This is a genomic window from Rhodococcus sp. NPDC054953 (assembly GCF_053609225.1).
In genome coordinates, this window is sequence record NZ_JBSGXD010000037.1 from 1 (window position 1) to 22,538 (window position 22,538).

A 22,538-nucleotide genomic window follows, 5' to 3' on the forward strand; every position below is an offset into this window, starting at 1 on the left:
GTGCCGCGGCCGTCGCCGTTGGCGGCGATTTATGGGATTGCCCGGCGGTCGCTTCCGGCGCCACTGATAGAGTTCTGGAGTTCACCCGACCATCGGGCGCTCTCGCCCACCCTCACCTCGTCGTGCCCAGGAGGATTCTTGCTTTCCGCCTTCGTCTCGGCCTTCAGGACTCCAGACCTGAGGCGGAAGATCCTCATCGCACTCGGACTGATCGCGCTCTACCGGCTCGGTGCGACGGTGCCGTCGCCCGGCGTCGACTACGGCAACGTCAAGGCGTGTATCGATCAGATCTCGGGCAGCGAGCAGGCGGGCATCTACTCGCTGATCAACCTGTTCTCCGGTGGCGCGCTGCTGCAGCTGTCGATCTTCGCGATCGGCATCATGCCGTACATCACGGCGAGCATCATCGTGCAGCTGCTGACCGTCGTCATCCCGCGGTTCGAGGAACTCCGCAAGGAGGGCCAGTCCGGCCAGGCGAAGATGACGCAGTACACCCGGTACCTGTCGATCGCGTTGGCGATCCTGCAGTCCACCGGCATCGTCGCCCTCGCCGCCCGCGGCCAGCTGCTGCAGGGCTGTCAGGAGCCGATCCTCGCCGACGACTCGGTGTTCGCGATGGTCACCATCGTGCTGGTGATGACCGCGGGCGCGGCACTGGTCATGTGGATGGGTGAGCTGATCACCGAACGCGGCGTCGGCAACGGCATGTCGCTGCTGATCTTCGCCGGCATCGCGTCCCGGCTCCCGTCCGAGGGCGGGGCCATCCTCGACTCGCGCGGCGGCCTGATCTTCGCCGCGGTCTGCGTGGCGCTGCTGGTGCTGATCGCCGGTGTCGTGTTCGTCGAGCAGGGCCAGCGCCGGATCCCCGTCCAGTACGCGAAGCGGATGGTCGGCCGCAAGATGTACGGCGGCTCGTCGACGTACCTGCCGCTGAAGGTCAACCAGGCGGGTGTCATCCCGGTCATCTTCGCGTCGTCGCTGCTGTACCTGCCGAACCTGATCGCGCAGCTGACCGGCGCGACGAGCACCACGGACCCCAGCTGGTGGCAGCGGATCATCAACGAGTACCTGGTGAACCCGGCGAACCCGGTCTACATCCTCATCTACTTCCTGCTCATCGTCTTCTTCACCTACTTCTACGTCGCGATCACCTTCAACCCGGAGGAACGCGCCGACGAGATGAAGAAGTTCGGCGGCTTCATCCCCGGGATTCGTCCCGGCCGTCCGACCGCGGACTACCTCCAGTACGTGCTCAGCCGCATCACGCTGCCGGGCGCCATCTATCTCGGTCTGATCGCCGTGCTGCCCAACTTCTTCCTCGCGCAGGGGACGTCGGGTACCAGCATCTTCGGCGGCGCAGCCGTGCTGATTCTCGTCAGCGTCGGCCTCGACACCGTCAAGCAGATCGAAAGTCAGCTCATGCAGCGCAACTATGAAGGGTTCCTCAAGTGAGACTCGTCCTCGTTGGACCTCCCGGTGCCGGTAAGGGCACCCAGGCCGAAATCCTGTCGGAGAAGCTCGGCGTTCCGCACATCTCGACGGGCGACCTGTTCCGCGCGAACATCGGGCAGCAGACGGCGCTCGGCCTCGAGGCGAAGAAGTACATGGATGCCGGGGACCTGGTGCCCAGCGAGATCACCAACAACATGGTCAAGGCCCGGGTCGCCGAGCCGGACGCCGCGAACGGCTTCCTGCTCGACGGGTTCCCCCGCACCGTCGACCAGGCGGAGGCGCTGAAGGCGATCCTCGCCGGGCTGAACGTGTCCCTCGACGGCGTGCTCGCGTTCGAGGTCGAGGACGACGTCGTGGTTGAGCGGATGCTGGCCCGCGGCCGCGCCGACGACACCGAGGACGTCATCCGCAACCGGATGCGCGTCTACCGCGAGGAGACCGCACCGCTGCTCGACTACTACGCGGGCAGCACCGTCACCGTCGACGCCGTCGGTGAGATCGACGAGGTCAACGCCCGCGCGCTCGCCGCGCTCGGCAAGTAAGAAGAGGATCCGCTCGTGGGGTTTCGTCGTAAGAAGGTCGTCCCGTTCCGCACCGCCGGTGAGCTCGACGCCATGGCCGCGGCCGGGGCGATCGTCGGCGCGGCCCTGGTTGCGGTGCGGGCCGCGGCCACGCCCGGGGTCAGCACCCTGGACCTGGACCGGATCGCCGAACAGACGATCCGGGATGCCGGCGCGGTGCCGTCGTTCCTCGGCTATCACGGCTTCACCGGCTCGATCTGCTCGTCCGTGAACGACCGCGTGGTGCACGGCATCCCGTCCGCCGGCGACGTCCTCGCCGAGGGCGACCTGGTGTCCATCGACTGCGGCGCGATCCTGGACGGCTGGCACGGCGACTCCGCCTGGACGTTCGGGGTGGGGGACCTGTCCGACGCGGACCGCGACCTCAGCGACGCCACCCGGCTGTCGATGGAGGCGGGGATCGCGGCGATGCTGCCCGGGGCCCGGCTCACCGACATCTCGCACGCGATCGAACTGGGCACCCGGGCCGCGGAACGGTCGCACGGCCGCAGCTACGGCATCGTCGACGGCTACGGCGGGCACGGCATCGGCCGCGAGATGCACATGGAGCCGTTCCTCGCCAACGAGGGCAAGCCAGGCAAGGGCCCGGAACTGGTGGTCGGGTCGGTCCTCGCGATCGAGCCGATGCTCACCCTCGGCACCACCGAGACCGAGGTCCTCGACGACGACTGGACCGTGGTGACGATCGACGGATCCCGCGCCGCGCACTGGGAGCACACCGTCGCGGTCACCGAGGACGGTCCGCGGATCCTCACGCTCCGCCCCGAATAGCACGCACCCGACGAGCGGGCGGCGGCACCGGACTCGGTGCCGCCGCCCGTTTCGCGTCTCCGATGTCAGAACACGATGCAGGCGACGCCGAACACGTTGAAGCCGTTGCCGACGGTGACCGGCGCCGCGCTCACACCGCCCCCTGCGCCGACATCGTTGGCGTTGACCACGAACTTCCCGGTCGCGTTCGGTGTCCAGGTTGCCTCGACGGTGTCGTTGACAGCGGTGGAGGTGTCGGTGCCGAACTTCGTCCAGGCGCCGCCCGGATCCGGGCGCGAGAAGAACTCGACGGTCTCCGCGTTCTCGGTTGCCTTGGCGGTCACCTTGTACGGGCAGGTGGTGCCGTAGTCGGCGGTCCCGACCCGGATGTTGAGGCCCGGCTCGATTGCGACGCTGCCGGGTGCGACATCTGCCGAGGCGACGGGCGGGGCCATCAGCAGCGCGGCGGCGGCGCCTGCTCCCGCGGCGAGGACCGCGGCTCGGGGACGGGTGACATGTCGGGACATGGTGACCTCCTGCGACTGCGCCGGGTACCTGCCGGGTATCCGGTGGGGTGGTCGCGGCCGGGGGAAGGAGGAGGCGTGAGGCGGGGACGGCACGCGATGCCGACGCCGTGCGGGATGTACACCGCACCAATTCAGACTACGACGGAGGTCAACCGGGTCAGGGGGCTTCCGATCCCGGCTATCGTCGCGGGCATGGATGCGGACCGGATCGAGCAGCTGTGCGCGTCACCGGGCGGTGGTGTCCTGCTCGGATGGCTCGCCGACGGCACACACACCCTGGTGGACCTGGCCGATCCGATCGCGGGCCCGTCCGTGGTGTCGGCGGCGGTCGCCGAGCTGAGCCCGTGGTGGGACGGCCACGCGGATACCGTTGAGGCTGCCCTCCGGTGTGGCCGGGAGCATCGGGACCTTGCCGCCGACGTGGTGGACCTGGCTGGCGCGGCGGGTTGGTGGTCGCCGCTGCGCCGTGAGCGTCAGGTTTGGCTGAAGCCGTACGAGAGCCTGGACTTCCCCGACCCGGACACCCACTTCACGCCGACCGAGGTCGGCGGATTCGACCTGTATGCGCAGCGCCCGGCGGACCGGATCGCCACGTCGACCCTGACCTCGACGGCCCCCGACGACTGGTCCGCCCATCATGCGTGCGCCGCGGCGGGTCATGCAGATTGGGTCGACGACTACGAGGCCAGCACCCGGACCGTTCGGGTGTCGCCAGCGGCGCGCGTCGCGGAGATCGGCTCGGCCGCGGACTGGCACAACCTCGTCGCCCGGCACGGGGTCACCGCTGCTCCGGCGGACCGGTCGGACCCGCGGACCGACGGTGAACCGTGGGGATCGAACGGCGGTCGGGTGCCGGACTGGCCGGGTATCGCGGCCGCCTACGACGGGGTGCACATCACGCAGTGGGCCTTCCTCACGGCCACCCAGGTTCGGGTGGCGTCCCCGGCAGGCTGGTCGGAGTTGTGGGCATGCGCGGGGGAGGAGACGACCTGGCTGCGCTGGGTGTTCGAGGAGGTCGGCCCGCTCCGCCCGTTCGACCCGCGCGAGGAGATCCGATGACCGCCGATCCGGGCATGACGATCGCGGAGGTGGTCGCGCGGACCGGGCTCACCGCGCACACCCTGCGCTACTACGAGCGGGACGGGCTGATGCTCGCCGAGATCGGCAGGGCGTCGTCCGGGCACCGGAGATACACCGCATTCGATGTGGCGTGGATCGAACTGATCACCCGGCTGCGGGCGACCGGGATGCCGATCCGGGAGATTCAGCGGTACGCGGCGTTGGTTCGCGCCGGGGACGGCACCGAACCGGACCGGCTGGAGTTGCTGCTGGCGCATCGGGGCAGGGTGCTGGCGCAGCTCGCGGAGGTGACCGAGCACCTGGCCGCGCTCGATACGAAGATCGGGGTGTACACCGAGAGGGTCGCGGCGCGGGGCTTGACTTCGAGTGCGCTCGAAGACGTTGACTCGTCGCATGACACCCGACCTTGACACCAGAACCCTCGGACTCGACTCGCCCCTGACCGTCTCCACCCTCGGCCTCGGCTGCATGGGCATGTCGGAGTTCTACGGCCCCGCCGACGACGCCACCGGCATCGCCACCATCCGCCGCGCCCTCGATCTTGGTGTCACCCTGCTCGACACCGCCGACATGTACGGCCCGTTCGTCAACGAGGAGCTGGTCGGCCGCGCGGTCGCGGGTCGGCGGGACGCGGCGGTGCTCGCCACGAAGTTCGGCAACGAGCGACGCCCCGACGGCACCCGGATGGGAATCAACGGCCGACCCGACTACGTCATCGCGGCCTGTGACGCCTCGCTGCGACGGCTCGGCGTCGACCACATCGACCTGTACTACCAGCACCGGGTCGACCCCGCGGTGCCGATCGAGGACACGGTCGGCGCGATGGCGGGACTGGTTGCGGCGGGCAAGGTCCGCCACCTGGGGCTGTCCGAGGCGGGCCCGGACACCATCCGGCGGGCGCACGCCGTCCACCCGATCACCGCACTGCAAACGGAATACTCGCTGTTTAGCCGCGACCTCGAGGACGAGATCCTGCCGACGATTCGCGAGCTCGGGATCGGCCTGGTGCCGTACTCGCCGCTCGGCCGTGGGCTGCTGACCGGCGCGGTCACCGCCGCGACCGGTGCGACGGGCGAGGGCGACCTGCGTCGCTCGGACTACTTCCCGCGGTTCCGGGGCGACGCACTCACGACGAACCTGTCGCTGGTGGAGCGGGTGCGGGCGGTGGCGACGGGGAAGGGGGTCACCGCCGGCCAACTCGCGCTGGCCTGGGTGCTCGCGCAGGGCCCCGACATCGTTCCGATCCCCGGCACCAAGCGGGTGCGGTACCTGGAGGAGAACGTGGCCGCGGCCGCGGTCGAACTGACGGCCGCGGACCTGGAGGCACTGGCGGCCGCGGTGCCGCGGGACGCGGTCGCCGGTGCCCGCTACGGGGACATGTCGAGCATCGACGGCTGACCGGCGATCAGGCCTCGAGCAGCAGCGTCACCGGTCCGTCGTTCACCGACGCGACGTGCATGTGAGCCCCGAAGTGCCCGGTTGCGACCGTGGCACCGAGCTCGCGGAGGGCGTCGGCGAACGCGTCGACGAGGGGTTCGGCGACCGGGCGCGGGGCGGCCGCCGACCAGGAAGGGCGCCTGCTCTTGCGGGCGTCCCCGAGCAGGGTGAACTGGCTGACCACCAGGATCGGGGCGTCGACGTCGGAGGCGGACCGCTCGTCGTCGAGGATCCGCAGCCGCCAGATCTTTGTCGCGAGTCCGGCCGCGGTCGCGGCGGTGTCGTCGTGGCCGACCCCGAGCAGGACGAGCAGGCCCTGCCCGCTCGGCGCGATCCGGCCGACGACCGTCCCCTCCACCTCCACCGACGCCTCGGTCACTCGTTGCACCACCGCACGCACGGGCATCGTCCTTTCGGTCGGAAGGGCTGCGCGGCAGGGAGGGCTCCGCGCAGCATTTGGCCTGGTGGGAGAACTCCGGTAAAGTGGATCAATGGTGCGTCCTGCGTGCCGGTTGTCCGCTGTTTCGGTCCCGCTTCCCGCGTCGTTCTCGGGGTGCACTCGAAGGCAGTGAGCGGCCGGTTCTCCATCGCGTCCGCACCACCGTAACGGAGAACGATGCCCACCAACGGATCGCGGAGGATATGGCTAAGAAAGACGGGGCCATCGAGGTCGAGGGACGAGTTGTCGAGCCGCTGCCCAATGCGATGTTCCGCATTGAGCTGGAGAACGGCCACAAGGTCCTCGCACACATCAGCGGCAAGATGCGTCAGCACTACATTCGCATCCTGCCCGAAGACCGGGTCGTCGTAGAGCTGTCGCCCTACGACCTTTCTCGCGGTCGCATCGTCTACCGGTACAAGTAACAGGCTTCCCGGGCCGGCCCTGGTCTGGGAGAGGTATGTCCACCGACCGGTGGGCGACACACAGGAGATCAGACAGACGTGAAGGTTCAGCCCAGCGTCAAGAAGATCTGCGAGAAGTGCAAGGTGATCCGCCGCAACGGGCGGGTCATGGTGATCTGCGAAAACCTGCGCCACAAGCAGCGTCAGGGCTAGATCGCTCTTCTCGAAGATCTGCTTGGCAACAAGCACAGATGACCTTCCAGCACCTGCCGGCGTTCACGGCCACCGGACACGACACCCTCGGGTGACGGATCCACGGGCAGACGTCGGTGCACCCCCGGCACGGAGGCCGGGGCCCCACTGAGTTAGTTGAAAGACGTACCGCCGGGATCGGGACACCCGGAACCGGCGGTGACACAGGGGATGGGCTGGGAGCAGACCTCCGCACACCGAAAAGGAATGCCACATGGCACGACTCATGGGTGTCGATCTTCCCCGCGAAAAGCGGATGGAGATCGCACTGACCTACATCTACGGCGTCGGCCGTACCCGCTCCAAGGAGATCCTCGCGGCTACCGGCGTGAGCGCCGACCTGCGCAGCAAGGACCTGAGCGACGACGACCTCACCAAGCTCCGCGACTACATCGAGGGCTCGGAGCTCAAGGTCGAGGGCGACCTGCGCCGCGAGGTGCAGGCCGACATCCGTCGCAAGATCGAGATCGGCTGCTACCAGGGCCTGCGCCACCGTCGTGGTCTGCCCGTGCGTGGACAGCGCACCAAGACCAACGCGCGTACCCGTAAGGGTCCGAAGCGCACCGTCGCAGGGAAGAAGAAGTAATGCCTCCGAAGTCACGTAGCACCGGTCCCAAGAAGACCCAGAAGGCGCGTCGCAGGGACAAGAAGAACGTCCCGCACGGTGCCGCTCACATCAAGAGCACCTTCAACAACACGATCGTGTCCATCACGGACCCGGCAGGCAACGTCATCTCGTGGGCGTCGTCGGGCCACGTGGGTTTCAAGGGCTCGCGTAAGTCCACCCCGTTCGCCGCCCAGCTGGCCGCCGAGAACGCTGCCCGCAAGGCGCAGGAGCACGGCGTGAAGAAGGTCGACGTCTTCGTCAAGGGCCCCGGCTCCGGACGCGAGACCGCGATCCGCTCGCTGCAGGCCGCCGGTCTCGAGGTCGGCACCATCTCCGATGTCACCCCCCAGCCGCACAACGGCTGCCGCCCGCCCAAGCGGCGTCGCGTTTAAGTAGCGGGAAGGATAGGTAAAAGAACATGGCACGTTATACCGGACCCGTTACCCGCAAGTCGCGTCGTCTGCGCGTCGACCTCGTCGGAGGCGACCAGGCGTTTGAGCGTCGCCCCTACCCGCCGGGCCAGCACGGCCGCGCGCGGATCAAGGAGAGCGAGTACCTGCTCCAGCTGCAGGAGAAGCAGAAGGCTCGCTTCACCTACGGCGTCATGGAGAAGCAGTTCCGCCGCTACTACGAGGAGGCGAACGCTCGCCCCGGCAAGACCGGCGAGAACCTGCTCCGCATCCTCGAGACCCGCCTCGACAACGTCGTGTACCGCGCCGGCCTGGCCCGGACCCGTCGTCAGGCTCGCCAGCTGGTCACCCACGGCCACTTCCTGGTGAACAACAAGAAGGTCGACATCCCCAGCTACCGCGTCTCCCAGTACGACATCATCGATGTCCGGGAGAAGTCGCTGGCGACCCTGCCCTTCCAGATCGCCCGCGAGACCTACACCGAGCGCCCCAACGCGGGCTGGCTGCAGGTCGTCCCGGGTCGCCTGCGGATCCTGGTCCACCAGGAGCCGGAGCGTGCGCAGATCCAGGTGCCGCTGCAGGAGCAGATGATCGTCGAGTTCTACTCGAAGTAAAGCCTCACGGCCCGTGCGCGGTTTGCCTGTCCTCGGACCTGCAAGCCGCGCACGGGTGCCGAAGGCACCATCCAACGTGGGCGTCAAATAGCGGACGCCCGTACAGGAGGAGAACCAATGCTCATTTCGCAGCGACCCACCCTGACCGAAGAGGTCATCGCTGACAACCGCTCGAAGTTCGTCATCGAGCCCCTTGAGCCCGGCTTCGGGTACACCCTCGGCAACTCGCTTCGCCGCACCCTGCTGTCGTCGATCCCCGGCGCTGCTGTCACCAGCATCCGCATCGACGGCGTCCTGCACGAGTTCACCACCGTCCCCGGCGTGAAGGAGGATGTCACCGACATCATCCTGAACCTCAAGGGCCTGGTCGTGAGTTCGGAAGAGGACGAGCCGGTCACCATGTACGTCCGCAAGCAGGGCCCCGGCGCCGTCACTGCTGGCGACATCGTGCCCCCGGCCGGCGTCACGGTGAACAACCCGGATCTGCACATCGCCACCCTGAACGACAAGGGCAAGCTGGAGATCGAGCTCGTCGTCGAGCGCGGTCGCGGCTACGTCCCCGCCGTCCAGAACAAGGCGTCCGGCGCCGAGATCGGCCGCATCCCGGTCGACTCGATCTACTCGCCGGTGCTCAAGGTCACCTACAAGGTGGAGGCCACCCGCGTCGAGCAGCGCACCGACTTCGATCGGCTCGTGCTGGACGTGGAGACCAAGAACTCCATCACCGCGCGGGACGCGCTCGCCTCGGCGGGCAAGACCCTGGTTGAGCTCTTCGGCCTGGCCCGTGAGCTGAACGTCGAAGCAGAAGGCATCGAGATCGGACCCTCGCCCGCCGAGGCCGATCACATCGCGTCCTTCGGGCTGCCGATCGAGGACCTGGACCTGACGGTCCGGTCCTACAACTGCCTCAAGCGCGAGGGTGTGCACACGGTCGGCGAGCTGGTCGGCCGCACCGAGTCCGATCTGCTCGACATCCGCAACTTCGGCCAGAAGTCCATCGACGAGGTCAAGGTCAAGCTGCACTCGCTCGGCCTGTCCCTCAAGGACAGCCCGGCCTCGTTCGATCCGTCCACGGTTGCCGGCTACGACGCCGCCACCGGGACCTGGAGCGACACCGATGCCGGTGCCTTCAACGAGGGCGACGGCAACGACCAGGACTACGCCGAGACCGAGCAGCTGTAACCAGCTCACTGGGTCCTTACTAGGAGATTCATCATGCCCAAGCCCAAGAAGGGTGCCCGCTTCGGCGGGTCGGCTTCGCACCAGAAGGCGATCTTCGCCAACCTGGCGACCGCGCTGTTCGAGCACGGCCGCATCACCACCACGGAGGCCAAGGCCAAGGCCCTGCGTCCGTACGCCGAGAAGATCGTGACCAAGGCCAAGGGTGGCACCCTCGCCGACCGTCGCGAGGTCCTCAAGGTGATCCGCAACAAGGATGTCGTGCACACCCTGTTCGCGGAGATCGGCCCGTTCTACGCGGAGCGCGACGGCGGCTACACCCGCATCATCAAGACCGTCCCCCGCAAGGGTGACAACGCCCCGATGGCGATCATCGAGCTCGTCAAGGAGCAGACGGTCACCTCCGAGGCCGATCGCGCCCGCCGCGTCCAGGCGTCGCAGGAGGCCAAGGCCGAGGAGACCAAGGTCGAGGAGACCGAGGCCGCTCCGGCCGAGTCCACCGAGGCCGCGGCCGACGAGGACAAGAAGGACTAACGCTGAACGCGTCAGAACCTGCGAACGAACCCGTCACTCCCCTCCGGGAGGGCGGGTTCGTTCGCTTTCGACTGGACATCACCTACGACGGCACCGACTTCTCCGGCTGGGCCCGCCAGCCCGGGCTGCGGACGGTGTGCGGCGTGCTGGAGCAGGCGATCGCGACGGTGTTGCGGCAGCCGGTGCAGCTGACCGTTGCCGGCCGCACCGACGCCGGTGTGCACGCGAGTGGTCAGGTCGCGCATCTGGATCTCGCGCAGGACATCGAGGAGCCGGAGCGCCTGGTGCGCAGGCTCGCCCGGTTCCTGCCCGCGGATGTGCGGGTCAAGGCGATCACGCCGGTCCCCGCCGCCTTCGATGCCCGCTTCTCCGCGATCCGCAGGCACTACGAGTACCGCGTCACCACCGCGCGCTACGGGGCGGAGCCGCTGCGCGCCAGGGACACCGTGTCGGTGCCGAAGGTGCTCGACCTGGACGCGATGCGGGCCGCCTCGCACGCGCTGCTCGGGCTGCACGACTTTGCCGCGTTCTGCCGTCGCCGCGAGGGCGCGACCACGGTCCGCGACCTGCAACGCTTCGACTGGCTGCGGTCGAATGATGACTCCGCTCGCGGTGACGGTGACATCCTGACCGCGTACGTCAGCGCCGACGCGTTCTGCTGGTCGATGGTCCGCAGCCTGGTCGGTGCGGTCCTCGCGGTCGGGGAGGGCAGGCGCGCCGTCGACTGGACCGCCGCGCTGCTGCAGGAGCGGGAACGTTCGAGTTCGGTGCTGGTCGCGCCGGCGCACGGGCTCTCCCTCGTGCGGGTCGACTACCCGGCCGACGAGAACCTCGCCGCCCGCAACGCCGCCACCCGTGAGGTCCGGACCCTGCCCGGCGGCTGCTGCTGAGTGCGCTTCGCGCCCGTGCGTGATTTTCACCCCGACCGGGGTGAAAATCACGCACAGTTGTGGTGCGGTCAGCTGGCCAGGGATCGGGCGATGACCAGGCGCTGAATCTGGTTGGTGCCCTCGAAGATCTGGGTGATCTTCGCCTCCCGCATGTACCGCTCCACCGGGAAGTCCTGCGTGTAGCCGTAGCCGCCGAACACCTGGACGGCGTCGGTGGTCACCTTCATCGCGGCGTCGGTGGCGACGAGCTTCGCCACCGACGCGTTGCGCGAGTAGGGCAGGCCGGCGTCGCGCCTGCGGGCGGCGTCGAGGTAGGTGGCGCGGGCCGAGTCGACGGCGGCGGCCATGTCCGCGAGCACGAAGCCGAGCCCCTGATGATCGATGATTCGTTTGCCGAACGCCTTGCGCTCCTTGGCGTAGGCGACGGCGTCGTCGAGCGCGCCCTGCGCCAGACCGACCGCGACCGCGGCGATGCCGAGCCGGCCGGAGTCCAGCGCGCTGAATGCGATCGGCAGGCCCTGCCCCGGTGTGCCGATCATCCGTTCGGCCGGGACGAACGCGTCGTCGTAGTGTGCGGACGTGGTCGGGACCGCCCGCAGGCCCATCTTCTCCTCCGGCTTGCCGAAGCTCAGGCCCTCGGTGTCCTTGGGGACCAGGAAGCAGGAGATGCCGCGTGACCCCTCGTCGCTGGTGCGGGCGAACAGGGTGTAGAAGTCGGCCTTGCCGCCGTTGGTGATCCACGCCTTCGACCCATTGATCTTGTATCCGCCGTCGACCTCGGTGGCCTTGCAGGCGAGCGCGGCCGCGTCGGATCCCGCCTGCGGCTCGGACAGGCTGTAGGCGCCGATGGTGTTGCCGCTGAGCATCTCCGGCAGCCACCGCGACTTCTGATCCTCGGTGCCGTGGGTGGCCAACGCGTAGCAGGACAGGCTGTGCACGCTGGTCGCGACCGCGACCGCCGCCCACCGCGCGGCCAGCTCCTCAAGCACCTGCAGGTACACCTCGTACGGCTGGTCGCCGCCGCCGAACTCCTCCGGGTAGGGCAGGCTCAGCAGCCCGGCGGCACCCAGCGCGGGGAAGGCGCCGTCCGGGAAGGTCTCGGTCTTCTCGCACTCGTTGACGCGCGGGGCGAGGACCTTGTCGGCGACGTCGCGGGTGAGGTCGATCAGGTCGTGCGCTTCCTGGGTGGGGAGCAGGCGGTCGACGGGCACGGTGGTCTCCTTCGCAAGAATCGGTACTGAGCACGATACTCCAGTACAGTTATTGGTATGGCAACCCAGGTTCGCGGCGCGGCCCGCCGCGCGCAGCTCCTCGACGAGCTGGTCGCGCTCCTACTCGCCGAGGGGTTCGCGCACCTGACCCTCGACGAGATCGCGACCCGGCTCCGTTGCTCGAAGTCCACCCTCTACTCCCTCGCGGCAAGCAAGGAACAGCTGGTGCGGACGGCGACCGTGCACTTCTTCAAGGCCGCGACGGAGCGGGTGGAGCGCGCACTCGATGGCGAGGCGGGCGCCAACGACCGGATTCGGGCGTACCTCGAGGCGGTCGGTGCGCAGCTGCGCCCGGCGTCGGTGCGGTTCATGGCGGACCTGGCCGCGAGCGAGGTCGCCCGCGCGGTGTACGAACGCAATACCGCCATCGCCGCGCGCCGCGTGCAGGACCTCATCACCGAGGGGGTCGCCGCGGGGGAGTACCGGGACGCGCACGCCGCCTTCGTCGCGGACGTGACGACGGCGACGATGGTCCGAATTCAACGCCGACAGGTCGCGGACGCCACCGGCCTGGACGACGCGCAGGCGTACCAGGAACTCGCTTCTCTCGTGACCAACGGCCTATCGAGATAGCGATGCCCCTCGTTCCATGGGCACGCTGACCTGGGGAAACATTCCTGGACAAATGTCCTGGACATTCTTCGGAATGGGTCACGGTACGGCTACAAGCTGGTTAAGATGACCAGGAATTCGCGCTTGCTCACGACAACCGTCGCCGGCCGGCGCGTCCCAACTCCTGGAGGAAAAGTATGTCGCGTTCACAAGCGCGTCGGGGGGTCGCCGCGGTCGGTGTGGCGGCGATGGTGCCGCTGGGGCTGATGATTGTCGGAGGCGGCGCAGCCAACGCGGCGCCGGCATCGGTGGACTGGTGGGACGGGAACAGTCACTTCACCCGCACGATCAGCAACGCCATGCCCGCGGTCGGTGAGGTCGTCACGACCTCGACGAAGTTCGAGCGGAAGGCGTGGACCAGCAGCGAGATCCTGCACGAGGTCAAGGACGTGCACCCGACGTGCCTGACCTACGTCGAGGGCTCGGCGAAGGTCGACGGCAAGGCACAGGGCCTCGACAGCAAGGGCGCAGATTTTGCGAAGGTCAAGGGGTCCTGGACGGTCTACCCGAACATCGAGCCCAAGTCGCACACCTTCGAGTTCTCCTACACCGTTGGCGCGGACTGTGCTCGTGGCGCGGCGCTGCCGACGTCGATGCACTACTCCGGCGGACTCGGGTCCGGGACCTACAACGACAAGGGTCCGGCGATCACCGTCGCGAAGAACGCGTCCACCACCACCCTCGCCGCGGTCACCGACGCCAAGGTCGGGAAGTCGTCGCAGCTGACCGCAACCGTCACCGGCGGCGCAGCGGGCAACCCGGTCGAGTTCTACGACGGCGCCACCAAGATCGGTGCGGGCCCGCTGGCCGGGAACTCGGTGTCGATCGCGTGGACCCCGACGACCGCAGGCGACCACGGCATCACCGCGAAGTTCCTCGCCACCGGTTCCGCGAACGAGTCGACCTCCGCGGCGCAGACCGTCACCGTCGCCGAAGCGGATGTCGAGACGACCACCGCGCTCCAGGTGCCGGCGTCGGCGGTGACCGGTGCTGCGGTGGAGTTGACGGCGACGGTGAGCCCGGCTCCGGCGGGTGGCACGGTGCAGTTCAAGGATGGTGACGCCAATATTGGTGGGCCGGTTGCGGTGTCGGGTGGTGTTGCGACGCTGTCGCACGCGTTCGATGCGGCGGGTGGCAGGTCGATCACCGCGGTGTACTCGGGTGCCGGTGGATTCCTGACGTCCACGTCGGCTGCGGCGTCGATCACGGTGACCGATCCGGCGCCGGTGGACGTCGAGACCACAGTCCTTGCCGCTGCCCCGACGACCGCGAAGGTCGGTGCGGCAGTGGACCTCTCGGCCACCGTGACGCCGACGACCGCGCAGGGCACCGTCCAGTTCAAGGACGGTGACACCGCCATCGGTGCGCCGGTCGCGATCATCGACGGCGCCGCATCGCTCTCGCACACCTTCGACGCGTCCGGCACGAAGTCGATCACCGCGGTGTTCGTCGGCGGACCGGGCTACCTGAACTCCACGTCGCAGCCGGTCACGGTCACGGTGTCCGAGCCGCTGCCGACGGATGTCGAGACCGCCACCACGCTGGTCGTCCCGTCCGCCGCGACCGTTGGCCAGACCGTCACGCTCACCGCTCAGGTCGCCCCGGCGGCGGCGGGCGGCACGGTGCAGTTCAAGGACGGCGACCGGGCGATCGGCCTGCCCGCCCCCATCGTCGACGGCAAGGCGACGCTGTCCTACTCGTTCCCGACGGCGGGAGCCAAGAACATCACCGCCGTGTACTCCGGCGGAACCGGCTTCACCCCGTCCACCTCGGCGGCGGGTGTCGTGACGGTGTCCGCTGCCCCGGCCCAGGGCGGCGGCTCGCTGGAGAACATCTTCGGGTCCTGATCCGTCGACGGTGGCCCGCCCGGCACCCACCGGGCGGGCCACCGTCAACGCCGGACCGCGCCCTGGGGCCGATCAGGTCCCACCGAACACCGATCCATCAGCAGTACAGGAGAACAGCATGTTCCGACCGATGATGCGCCGAGGAGCCGCCGCCCTCGGCGTCGCCGCCCTCGCGACCCTGGGCCTCGGGATCGGGGGTGGCACCGCCTCGGCGGCTACCACCGCGACCGAGACCGTCGACAATGTGAAGGTGACCAAGAGTGTCACCCCGGGCGCCGTTGACCGCGGCGCCACGGTGACCTACCGGTCGGTCCTCGAGGTGACCGGCGGCGCGGACCGCTACCTGACGAAGTTCACCGACGTGCACCCCGCGGGCTTCGAATACGTGCCGGGCAGCGCGAAGCTCACCTCCTCGACGCTGACCGCAGGCCCGTCGACGACCACGATCACCCCGGCCGTCGACGCGGCGAAGAACACGGTGACCGTCTCCGGCAGTTGGCTGCTCGCCGACCGGCTGGTCGCGAAGAACAAGGACGTCATCGTCGAACTGACCTACCGGGTGCCCGCGACCGCGGTGGTCGGCGTCGTCGACAGCGGACTGGCCTTCGACATCGGTGGCTGGAACAGCAGCCAGGTCTTCAACCCGATCGGGGTGCGGGTCGACGTCAACGCGCCCGACGTCGCCACCGCCACCGTGCTGACCGCCCCCGCCGCCGCGACCGTCGGCGGTGCGGTGACGCTCGCCGCGACGGTGAACCCGGCCCCGTCCGGCGGCACCGTGCAGTTCGCGGACAACGGCACCCCGATCGGCGCGCCGGTCCCGGTGTCGTCCGGGACGGCGGAGTTGCCGCACACCTTCGACACCGCGGGGGCGCATGCGATCACCGCGATCTACTCCGGTGCAGCCGAGTTCGTCGGCTCCGAGGCCGCCGCGGTGACCGTGCGGGTCGCCTCCGCGCCGGTCGGCGGCGGTGACGGCGACAGCGGCGGCGAGGACGGCGGCACCGGCAGTGCCGGTTCGGGCAGCCTGGCATCGCTGGTGCCGTTCGGTTCCTGACCTCACCCGGCCCCGGACGTGGCCCCTCGACCGGACGGTCGGGGGGCCGCACTCGTTGCGGCGTGGTTCGATGAGCCGTGCCCACCCAACCGATCCGTCTCGAGATCCTCCTCGGCAGCGTGCGCGAGGGCCGCTTCGGTCCCGTGGTCGCCGACTGGTTCCTCCGCCGAGCCGGGCAGCACCCGGCGTTCGACGCGGTACTGCTCGACCTCGCCGACACCCCGCTGCCGCTCGATCACGCGGGCACCCCGGACGTCGAACGGTTCCGGCGTCGGGTTGCGGCGGCGGACGCGTTCGTGATGGTCACCCCGGAGTACAACCACGGCTATCCGGCGGCGCTGAAGAACGCGATCGACACCGCGAAGGAGGAGTGGCGCGCCAAACCGGTCGGGTTCGTCTCCTACGGCGGGCTGTCCGGTGGGCTGCGCGCCACCGAACAGTTGCGGTTGGTCGCCGCCGAGGTGCACATGATCTCGGTCCGTCAGACCGTCAGCTTCCACCGGGCCCGCAAGCGGTTCGACGCGGACGGGGAGACCTCCGACGGCGCCGCGATCGATGGCGCGGATCGGATGCTCGACCAGCTCGCCTGGTGGGCGGCCGCGGCGCGGGATGCGCGCGCCGAACGACCGTATCCGGCCTAGTCACCGCGCGGGCAGCGGATCCCCCGCAGGCCGGGGGCTGCCGAGCAGGGCCGTCTCTGCCGGTATCGTCACCAGCGTCAGATCGTATCGGGTTCCGTTGGCCCACAAGATTACCCGGTTGTCGTGCCCGCCAACCCGGACGAGCGAGACTGGGGTGCCGCCGACCGGTACCGGATCCGGGTGGACGCGGATCGCCGTCACCCCGCGCGGCAGCGGGTCGGGGCCGACGCCGTCCAGCACCACCGCAGTTGCCCAGGGCGGGACCGGGGTGTCGGGGCCGGCGAGCAGCAACCTGTCCGGGTCCGCGACGGCACCGACCAGCTGCCGCCACAGCTGCGGCTGCTCGGTGTGCACCACGATCCGCGCTCCGGTGGCGACCGCCCGCAGCACGACCTGACGCGCCAGGTAGGGATCCCCGGCGACGGTCACGACGTCGATGTCGGGCCCGACGACGCGCACCGTGACGCCGCGCCCGTCCGCGTCGGAGCCGATCAGCTGACCGCATCCGCCTGCGGCGACCGGCACCGCGTCCAGGAACGCGAGATCCACGGTCGCGAACGGGGTCAGCGCGTCCAGTGCGTCGGGCGCGCCGGGAAGGTGGGAACGGAGGGCCTCGACGTCCCGGCCGACGGTCGGCGTCAACTCGGGGCGGCACCCGCCAGCGGGCGCCGCACCCGTCGTCGACCGGCACGATGCCGCGAACCGGAACTCGTTGCGTGCCCGGCCCGGACGCAGGCGGATCGTCACCGTCGTGGACAGCGCGGCGGTGGCCCAGATCGTCGACAACAGTGCGGCATTCACTTCTCGCGGAGCGATCGCATGCCCGGTGCTGCAGCCGGATGGCACCGCGGCGTACCGCCACGACCGGCGCTGCCCGTCCGGCTCGCCCGCGATCATCGACCGGGCGGTGGCGATCTCCGGTGCCGTCAGGATCCGGCCCCGGACACCGGCGACGTCCAGGGCCCGCACGATCCGCTGCGCTGCGATCGACACCACCCGCCCGACACCGACGTTGCCACCGCCGCGCCGCGCCACCGCGGCGGACTCGGTGCTCGCGTCGAACCGCACCACCACCCAGACCGTCCGCTGCGCGACCGCCGGGAGCGGGCCGAGCAGGTCGTCGTAGCAGGCCGCCGTCGGCGCCGTAGTGTCGCTGCGCCGTCCGTGTGCGATGACGTCGATGCCGGACAGTGAAATATCGTGCTGGGTCAGGGATTTCGCAAGCATGTGGAGCGGAAGCAGCTGGTCGTGATCGGCGGTGTCTCGGGTCAGTCGGGTCACCGCGCCCGGTTCCGGTTGCACCTCGATCACCGCTGCAACCATCCCGGCCGCCCGGCACAGCCCGACCGTCGCGCCGTCCGCGGCGTCCACATCGGTGAACGCGGAGGTGTCGGCGCCGGGGCCGGTGCGATACCGGACCGCGGTCCACCCCCAGTCCAGCAGGGTGCGGCCCCGCATCGGACACAGGCAGAGTGCCGCCACCGCGACCGCGGTCAGCGCAGCCTGCCACCACGCCATGCCGGCGACGGACCCGACGATCCCGACGGCCAGCGCCGCGGCCTGCGCCGACACGACGGTGCCGACGGGCACGGACGTCCGGCGACGCGCACCCACCCTGCGCCAACGAATCACGATCATCCCCCTGCCCCGTTTGGACGTCCCCCACGCCACGGTTCCCGCGGACTGTACTCTGTGCCCCCGTAGTGCGCGCCAAGTGGGGGAGGGAACATGGCAGCACAGCCGACGACTCGATGGCAGGTCAGCGGATACCGGTTTCTGGTCCGGCGGATGGAACATGCCCTGGTGCGCAGGGACGTGCGGATGCTGCACGATCCGATGCGCAGCCAGTCGCGGGCCCTCGCGGTGGGCGCTCTGCTCGCCGTGATCGGGGTGGCCGGATGCGCGGCGCTGGCCCTCATTCGCCCGCAGGACAAGATCGGTGACGCCCGGATCGTGGTTGGAAAGGATTCCGGCGCAATGTTCGTCGATCTCGACGGCACCCTGCATCCGGTCCTGAACCTGGCCTCCGCACGGCTGATCGTCGGCGCCGCCGACGCCCCGGTTTCGGTGCAGGAGTCCGAGTTGGGAGCGCGCCCGCGCGGTCCGCTGCTCGGCATCCCCGGCGCGCCGTCGGCGTTGTCGCAGGGCGATCCGGGCGGGTGGACGGTGTGCGACTCGATCGCCGGCGGGGCCCGCGCCGTGACCACCGCCGTCATTGCGGGCGGCCCGGACCTCCCCGGCGGGGTGCGGGAGCTCGCCGGGGAGGAGGCGCTGCTGGTGCAGGGCACCGCAGGCACCTACCTGGTACACGAGGGCGCCCGCAGTCGCGTCGACCTCGGCGACGCCGCGGTTACCCTCGCCTTCGACCTGGACGGTCAGGTGCCCCGACCGGTCAGCGCCGGCCTGCTCGCCGCGATCCCGGAGGCGCCCGCGCTGGCCCCGCCGGTCATCCGTGATGCTGGGACGCAGCCGTCGTACCCGTTCGGGGGCAACCCGATCGGCTCGGTCGTGCAGGTGCAGGATGCCAAGGAGACCCGCTACTACGTGGTCCTCGCCGACGGGTTGCAGCGGATCGGCCGGGCCACCGCGGACCTAATCCGGTACGCCGACTCGCAGGGCGCGACCGGGATGGCGACGGTCACCCCGGACGCGGTGGCGGGACCACCGCGCTCCACGGCGCTGTCGGTGGAGACGTTCCCGGACACCGCGCCGCGGATCGTCGACGACGCGAACGACCCGGTCGGCTGCCTGTCCTGGCGACCGGTGCCGGGGGACGGGGGAGTACGGGCCACCGTCGCGGTCGCCGCGGGAACAGCCTTGCCGCTGCTGGCCGATGCGCGTCCGGTGACCCTGGCGCAGCGCGACGGAATCGGGGACAACGCGGACCTGTTCTTCGTTCGACCCGGGGCCGGCGCGTTCGTGCAGGCGACCGGTGCCGCGCCATCCAGTGAACGGCAGGGAGCACTGTTCTTCGTCGCCGACACCGGGGTGCGGTACGGCATCGAAAATGCAGACACAGCAACGCTCTTGGGCTTCGATGGGGATCCGGTGACCGCCCCGTGGCCGATCCTGTCGCTGTTGGCGCCGGGCCCCGCCCTCGGCAGGGAGGCCGCCCTCCTCGCACACGATGGCGTCGCGCCGGACGCTCAGCCGATGGATGTGTCTGCGCGCTGAAACCGGCGACGCAACGGAAACGAGGCGAGCACACCGAGCGCCAGTAGGACGGCGACGACCCCCGCCCCGACCATCGCGACCGTGCGTGGCCGGGTGTCGGGCGGTGGTGCCGCGGCCGGAGCCGGCACCGTCACCGACCGCGGCGACGTCACCGGCTCCCGGTCCGGCGCGGTGACCGCGGCCACCGGATCGACGACGCCGTGCCCGACGTACGGATCCCACCCGGCGGCCGGGGCGTGTGCGGTCCGCTCGATTCGCGCGATCACCTGTGCCGCGGTGAGTTCCGGGAACCGCGCACGGACCAGCGCCGCCGTGCCCGCGACGTACGGCGCGGCAAAACTGGTGCCCTCGATGGGACCGCCGTTCACCGCGTCGGTGAGGCCGGCATCCCGCGGTCGCCGCGGGTCGAGCGAGGTGATGCCGGTGCCGGGGGCGGCGACATCCACCCACGGGCCGGGCAGGGTGAACTCCGACGGGGCGCCGTCCGGGTCCACCGACCCGACCGCGAGCACCCGGTCGTCGTACCAGGCGGGTGTGGCGACGGTGGTGACCTGCGCCCAGGGGTCCGCGTTCGGCCTAGCCGGATCCGGTGCCGGGTTCGACTGCCTGCATGCGTCCAGATTTCCCGCCGCCGCGACGATCACCGCATCCCGGATCCGGGCCGCGTAGTCGATTGCCGCGCCGAGCGCCCGATGATCGCCGAAACCCGGTGGTACGCAGGCGACCTCGGAGATGTTGATGACCGTTGCGCCGAGGTCCGCCGCCCGACGGACCGCCGATGCCAGGGTGGTCAGATTGCCGACGCCGCGCGCATTGCGTCCGTCGGCGTCGGCGGCGCCGACCTGCCGGTAGATGTTGCTCGACTGCCGGATGGTCAGGATCCGAGCGTCCGGCGCGACACCAGCAAACCCGGTGTCGTCCGACCGTGTTGCCGCGATCAGGCCCGCGACGAGAGTGCCGTGCGCGTCGCAGTCGGCGGTGCCGTCGCCGGTCGACACGAAGTCCCCGCCGGGCATCAACCCGGGCAGCCGGGGATGGCGCTCGACGCCGGTGTCGATCACCGCGACCAGCTGGCCGCGTCCGGTGCTCAACGGCCACACCGATTCCAGGTCGAGGGCCCGCTGCGGTGCGGGGACCAGCGCCGGGTCGGATCCCGGGGTGGTGGCGGGGCACGGGTCGCGCAGCTCCGACTGCACAGGCGGCAGGTCACCGGGCGGCAGGCCGCCGGGATCGATCGTGGGTGGCGCGACCGCCGCCGCGCTGCCGGATCCCACGAACGGGACGGCCATCGCGGCGATCAGCACGACGGCCCGCAGGACGCCCATCACAGGCCGCGCATCGCCGCGAACAGGCCGCCAACCCAGCAGGCGAGGGGCAGGATCGCCGCGATCGCCGCGTAGTCGAGCAGTTCCACCGCGCGACGCTGCACCGGCGAGAAGTCGTGTCGCGGCGCGAGGACGCCGAACGCGAGGGCGACCCCGACCCCGAGGGCCGCGACGGCAAACACAATCGGCGCCAGTGCCGGGTCGGTGACCGCCGCGCCGGTCAGCAGCAGAAGCAGGATCGCGGTGCCGGACCCGATGAGCGTGCCCGCCTGGGCGAGGCTCGCGTACGTTCGCCCGCGCAGCATCAGGACCACCGCCGCCACCACGGCCAGAGTTACTCCCGGCCAGGCGATTCCGCCCGATCCGAACGCGGCCGCGGCCGTCAGGGCCGCGGCGACGGTGGTGACGCCCGCCGCGGCAACCAGCCCGGTGAGCAGGCGCCGGGCCCGGGTCGCCCGTGCCTCGAGCCCAACGAACGACGGCAGGGGACCGGCGTCCGGGAGCTCCTCGGTGTCGAGGGGGGATCCGGGCGACGGCACCGGGGGCAGTGGGAGCTTCGCGAGCAGCATCGACAGGCGCGGCGCGGCGGCGAGCAGGACCAGCGCGCCCGCCGTGACGGCGGCCCCGATCGCCGTCGGCGGCAGCGCCGTCAGGACCGCGACCGTTGCTGCGGCCGCCGCGGCGGTGGCCACAGCCGCCGTCGCGACCGCGATCGGTGCTCCCGTCCCGCTCGCCCGCGCGGCAAGGACCGCGACCGCACCGCAGGTGACGGCGCCGAGGAGCAGGCTCGGTGCGCCCGGCACCCCGGGCACCACCAGCGCGCCAGCGGCGAACGACGGGGCCAGCGCCGCGCCCCACAGCGTGACCGCGCTGGCGTCGTCCCGGTAGACGCGGGCGACGACGGTGCCCGCGACGACCAGCAGCGCCGCCACCGCAGCAGCAAGCACCATGCCAACCAGTCCGTCGTCGCTGAACCGCGCGACCAGCAGGCCGACCGTACCGATCAACGTCAACGCCAGTGCCGCAACGGATCCGGTGACTCGGGCGGAGGTCGGCGTCCATCGGGGGAAGGTCTTGGATTCGATCGAGGCAACGCTGTGCATCAGGTCGTCGAACAGCGGCGCCGGTGCCCGCCGGTCCGCGGCCTGCAGCACCAGCAGTTCGCCGTCGCGCACCCCGAGGTCGCCCAGCGTGCCGGTCGGGTCCAGCGGGGAGTGCCCGAGCCGACCCAGCGTCCACTCCGTTGCCGTGACTCGGAGCTCGATCGCGTCCGGTGCGTCGCGGCGCAGGTCGATCATCGCGACGATCTCGGGGATCAGCAGCACCAGCGGTGCGCCCGCGGGCAGGGCGAGGTCCACCTGCACGTTGTCGGCCAGGACCGTCAGTCGACACAGATCCGCACGGGATCCCCCACTCACAACATTCGTCACTTGCGTCCCCCCTCGCACACGGGTC

The 22,538-nt window shown here is 70.2% G+C and carries 25 protein-coding genes; 19 read left to right on the forward strand and 6 right to left on the reverse strand.

Going from position 1 to position 22,538, the window contains the following annotated elements; genetic code table 11:
* Nucleotides 1-138: 138 nt before the first annotated feature.
* Genes secY through map form a run of 3 tightly spaced genes read left to right on the forward strand, consistent with a single transcriptional unit; the run spans nt 139 to nt 2,804 of the window.
* A complete protein-coding gene (secY, locus tag ACWF62_RS19290; protein WP_378507976.1) occupies nt 139-1,452 on the forward strand; it encodes a preprotein translocase subunit SecY in 1,314 nt (437 codons plus the stop codon).
* A complete protein-coding gene (locus tag ACWF62_RS19295) occupies nt 1,449-1,994 on the forward strand; it encodes an adenylate kinase (protein WP_378571355.1) in 546 nt (181 codons plus the stop codon). The genes secY and ACWF62_RS19295 overlap by 4 nt, the downstream gene beginning before the upstream one ends.
* Nucleotides 1,995-2,009: 15 nt before the next feature.
* Nucleotides 2,010-2,804 (forward strand): type I methionyl aminopeptidase, encoded by a 795-nt coding sequence (map, locus tag ACWF62_RS19300; RefSeq protein WP_378507974.1) that lies wholly within the window; start codon nt 2,010-2,012, stop codon nt 2,802-2,804.
* A 65-nt stretch (nt 2,805-2,869) separates the two neighbouring features.
* On the opposite strand, the gene ACWF62_RS19305 is transcribed toward map, so the two are convergent.
* Complete coding sequence (locus ACWF62_RS19305; RefSeq protein ID WP_378507973.1) at nt 2,870-3,310, reverse strand: hypothetical protein; 441 nt, start codon at nt 3,308-3,310, stop codon at nt 2,870-2,872.
* Nucleotides 3,311-3,502: 192 nt separating this feature from the next.
* On the opposite strand from ACWF62_RS19305, the gene ACWF62_RS19310 reads away from it, so the two are divergent.
* The 3 genes from ACWF62_RS19310 to ACWF62_RS19320 are packed head-to-tail and all read left to right on the forward strand — an operon-like array spanning nt 3,503 to nt 5,788.
* On the forward strand, nt 3,503-4,369 hold the full coding sequence (locus ACWF62_RS19310) for a hypothetical protein (protein WP_378571351.1): 867 nt from the start codon (nt 3,503-3,505) through the stop codon (nt 4,367-4,369).
* On the forward strand, nt 4,366-4,800 hold the full coding sequence (locus ACWF62_RS19315; RefSeq protein ID WP_378571349.1) for a MerR family transcriptional regulator: 435 nt from the start codon (nt 4,366-4,368) through the stop codon (nt 4,798-4,800). The genes ACWF62_RS19310 and ACWF62_RS19315 overlap by 4 nt, the downstream gene beginning before the upstream one ends.
* Complete coding sequence (locus ACWF62_RS19320; RefSeq protein ID WP_452631040.1) at nt 4,784-5,788, forward strand: aldo/keto reductase; 1,005 nt, start codon at nt 4,784-4,786, stop codon at nt 5,786-5,788. Before ACWF62_RS19315 ends, ACWF62_RS19320 begins: the two co-directional genes overlap by 17 nt.
* A gap of 7 nt (nt 5,789-5,795) precedes the next feature.
* On the opposite strand, the gene dtd is transcribed toward ACWF62_RS19320, so the two are convergent.
* Nucleotides 5,796-6,227 (reverse strand): D-aminoacyl-tRNA deacylase, encoded by a 432-nt coding sequence (dtd, locus tag ACWF62_RS19325; RefSeq protein ID WP_378507969.1) that lies wholly within the window; start codon nt 6,225-6,227, stop codon nt 5,796-5,798.
* A gap of 242 nt (nt 6,228-6,469) precedes the next feature.
* On the opposite strand from dtd, the gene infA reads away from it, so the two are divergent.
* From infA to truA, 8 genes are all read left to right on the forward strand, one after another.
* On the forward strand, nt 6,470-6,691 hold the full coding sequence (infA, locus tag ACWF62_RS19330) for a translation initiation factor IF-1 (protein WP_003418601.1): 222 nt from the start codon (nt 6,470-6,472) through the stop codon (nt 6,689-6,691).
* A gap of 78 nt (nt 6,692-6,769) precedes the next feature.
* A complete protein-coding gene (rpmJ, locus tag ACWF62_RS19335) occupies nt 6,770-6,883 on the forward strand; it encodes a 50S ribosomal protein L36 (RefSeq protein WP_003938068.1) in 114 nt (37 codons plus the stop codon).
* Nucleotides 6,884-7,136: 253 nt separating this feature from the next.
* A complete protein-coding gene (gene rpsM, locus ACWF62_RS19340) occupies nt 7,137-7,508 on the forward strand; it encodes a 30S ribosomal protein S13 (protein WP_378507968.1) in 372 nt (123 codons plus the stop codon).
* The gene (gene rpsK, locus ACWF62_RS19345) at nt 7,508-7,921 is read left to right on the forward strand and encodes a 30S ribosomal protein S11 (RefSeq protein ID WP_005239680.1); all 414 of its coding nucleotides are present in this window, start codon (nt 7,508-7,510) and stop codon (nt 7,919-7,921) included. The genes rpsM and rpsK overlap by 1 nt, the downstream gene beginning before the upstream one ends.
* A 26-nt stretch (nt 7,922-7,947) precedes the next feature.
* The gene (gene rpsD / locus ACWF62_RS19350) at nt 7,948-8,553 is read left to right on the forward strand and encodes a 30S ribosomal protein S4 (protein WP_378507967.1); all 606 of its coding nucleotides are present in this window, start codon (nt 7,948-7,950) and stop codon (nt 8,551-8,553) included.
* A gap of 117 nt (nt 8,554-8,670) precedes the next feature.
* Complete coding sequence (locus tag ACWF62_RS19355; protein ID WP_378507966.1) at nt 8,671-9,735, forward strand: DNA-directed RNA polymerase subunit alpha; 1,065 nt, start codon at nt 8,671-8,673, stop codon at nt 9,733-9,735.
* A 33-nt stretch (nt 9,736-9,768) separates the two neighbouring features.
* On the forward strand, nt 9,769-10,266 hold the full coding sequence (gene rplQ / locus ACWF62_RS19360) for a 50S ribosomal protein L17 (RefSeq protein ID WP_378507965.1): 498 nt from the start codon (nt 9,769-9,771) through the stop codon (nt 10,264-10,266).
* A 2-nt stretch (nt 10,267-10,268) separates the two neighbouring features.
* Nucleotides 10,269-11,156 (forward strand): tRNA pseudouridine(38-40) synthase TruA, encoded by an 888-nt coding sequence (truA, locus tag ACWF62_RS19365; protein ID WP_452631056.1) that lies wholly within the window; start codon nt 10,269-10,271, stop codon nt 11,154-11,156.
* A gap of 68 nt (nt 11,157-11,224) precedes the next feature.
* Here truA and ACWF62_RS19370 read toward each other — a convergent pair whose 3' ends face one another.
* Nucleotides 11,225-12,367 (reverse strand): acyl-CoA dehydrogenase family protein, encoded by a 1,143-nt coding sequence (locus tag ACWF62_RS19370; protein ID WP_378571343.1) that lies wholly within the window; start codon nt 12,365-12,367, stop codon nt 11,225-11,227.
* 57 nt (nt 12,368-12,424) lie between these two features.
* On the opposite strand from ACWF62_RS19370, the gene ACWF62_RS19375 reads away from it, so the two are divergent.
* The 4 genes from ACWF62_RS19375 to ACWF62_RS19390 all read left to right on the forward strand — a co-directional run bounded on the left by ACWF62_RS19375 (nt 12,425) and on the right by ACWF62_RS19390 (nt 16,584).
* Nucleotides 12,425-13,000: a TetR/AcrR family transcriptional regulator gene (locus tag ACWF62_RS19375; RefSeq protein ID WP_452631044.1), complete on the forward strand. Its 576-nt coding sequence runs from the start codon at nt 12,425-12,427 to the stop codon at nt 12,998-13,000.
* A gap of 176 nt (nt 13,001-13,176) precedes the next feature.
* A complete protein-coding gene (locus ACWF62_RS19380) occupies nt 13,177-14,886 on the forward strand; it encodes an Ig-like domain-containing protein (RefSeq protein WP_452631046.1) in 1,710 nt (569 codons plus the stop codon).
* Nucleotides 14,887-15,004: 118 nt separating this feature from the next.
* Nucleotides 15,005-15,943: an Ig-like domain-containing protein gene (locus ACWF62_RS19385; protein WP_452631047.1), complete on the forward strand. Its 939-nt coding sequence runs from the start codon at nt 15,005-15,007 to the stop codon at nt 15,941-15,943.
* Nucleotides 15,944-16,020: 77 nt separating this feature from the next.
* Complete coding sequence (locus ACWF62_RS19390) at nt 16,021-16,584, forward strand: NADPH-dependent FMN reductase (protein WP_378571334.1); 564 nt, start codon at nt 16,021-16,023, stop codon at nt 16,582-16,584.
* On the opposite strand, the gene eccE is transcribed toward ACWF62_RS19390, so the two are convergent.
* Complete coding sequence (eccE, locus tag ACWF62_RS19395) at nt 16,585-18,174, reverse strand: type VII secretion protein EccE (RefSeq protein WP_452631049.1); 1,590 nt, start codon at nt 18,172-18,174, stop codon at nt 16,585-16,587.
* A 138-nt stretch (nt 18,175-18,312) separates the two neighbouring features.
* Between eccE and eccB the strand changes: the two genes are divergently transcribed.
* A complete protein-coding gene (gene eccB, locus ACWF62_RS19400; protein ID WP_452631050.1) occupies nt 18,313-19,758 on the forward strand; it encodes a type VII secretion protein EccB in 1,446 nt (481 codons plus the stop codon).
* Here the strand turns inward: eccB and mycP are convergent.
* Both mycP and eccD read right to left on the reverse strand, forming a co-directional pair.
* Nucleotides 19,731-21,083, reverse strand: a complete 1,353-nt coding sequence (gene mycP / locus ACWF62_RS19405) for a type VII secretion-associated serine protease mycosin (RefSeq protein ID WP_452631051.1) — start codon at nt 21,081-21,083, stop codon at nt 19,731-19,733. The genes eccB and mycP overlap by 28 nt on opposite strands.
* Nucleotides 21,083-22,513: a type VII secretion integral membrane protein EccD gene (gene eccD, locus ACWF62_RS19410; protein WP_452631052.1), complete on the reverse strand. Its 1,431-nt coding sequence runs from the start codon at nt 22,511-22,513 to the stop codon at nt 21,083-21,085. Before eccD ends, mycP begins: the two co-directional genes overlap by 1 nt.
* Between the last annotated feature and the right edge of the window lie 25 nt (nt 22,514-22,538).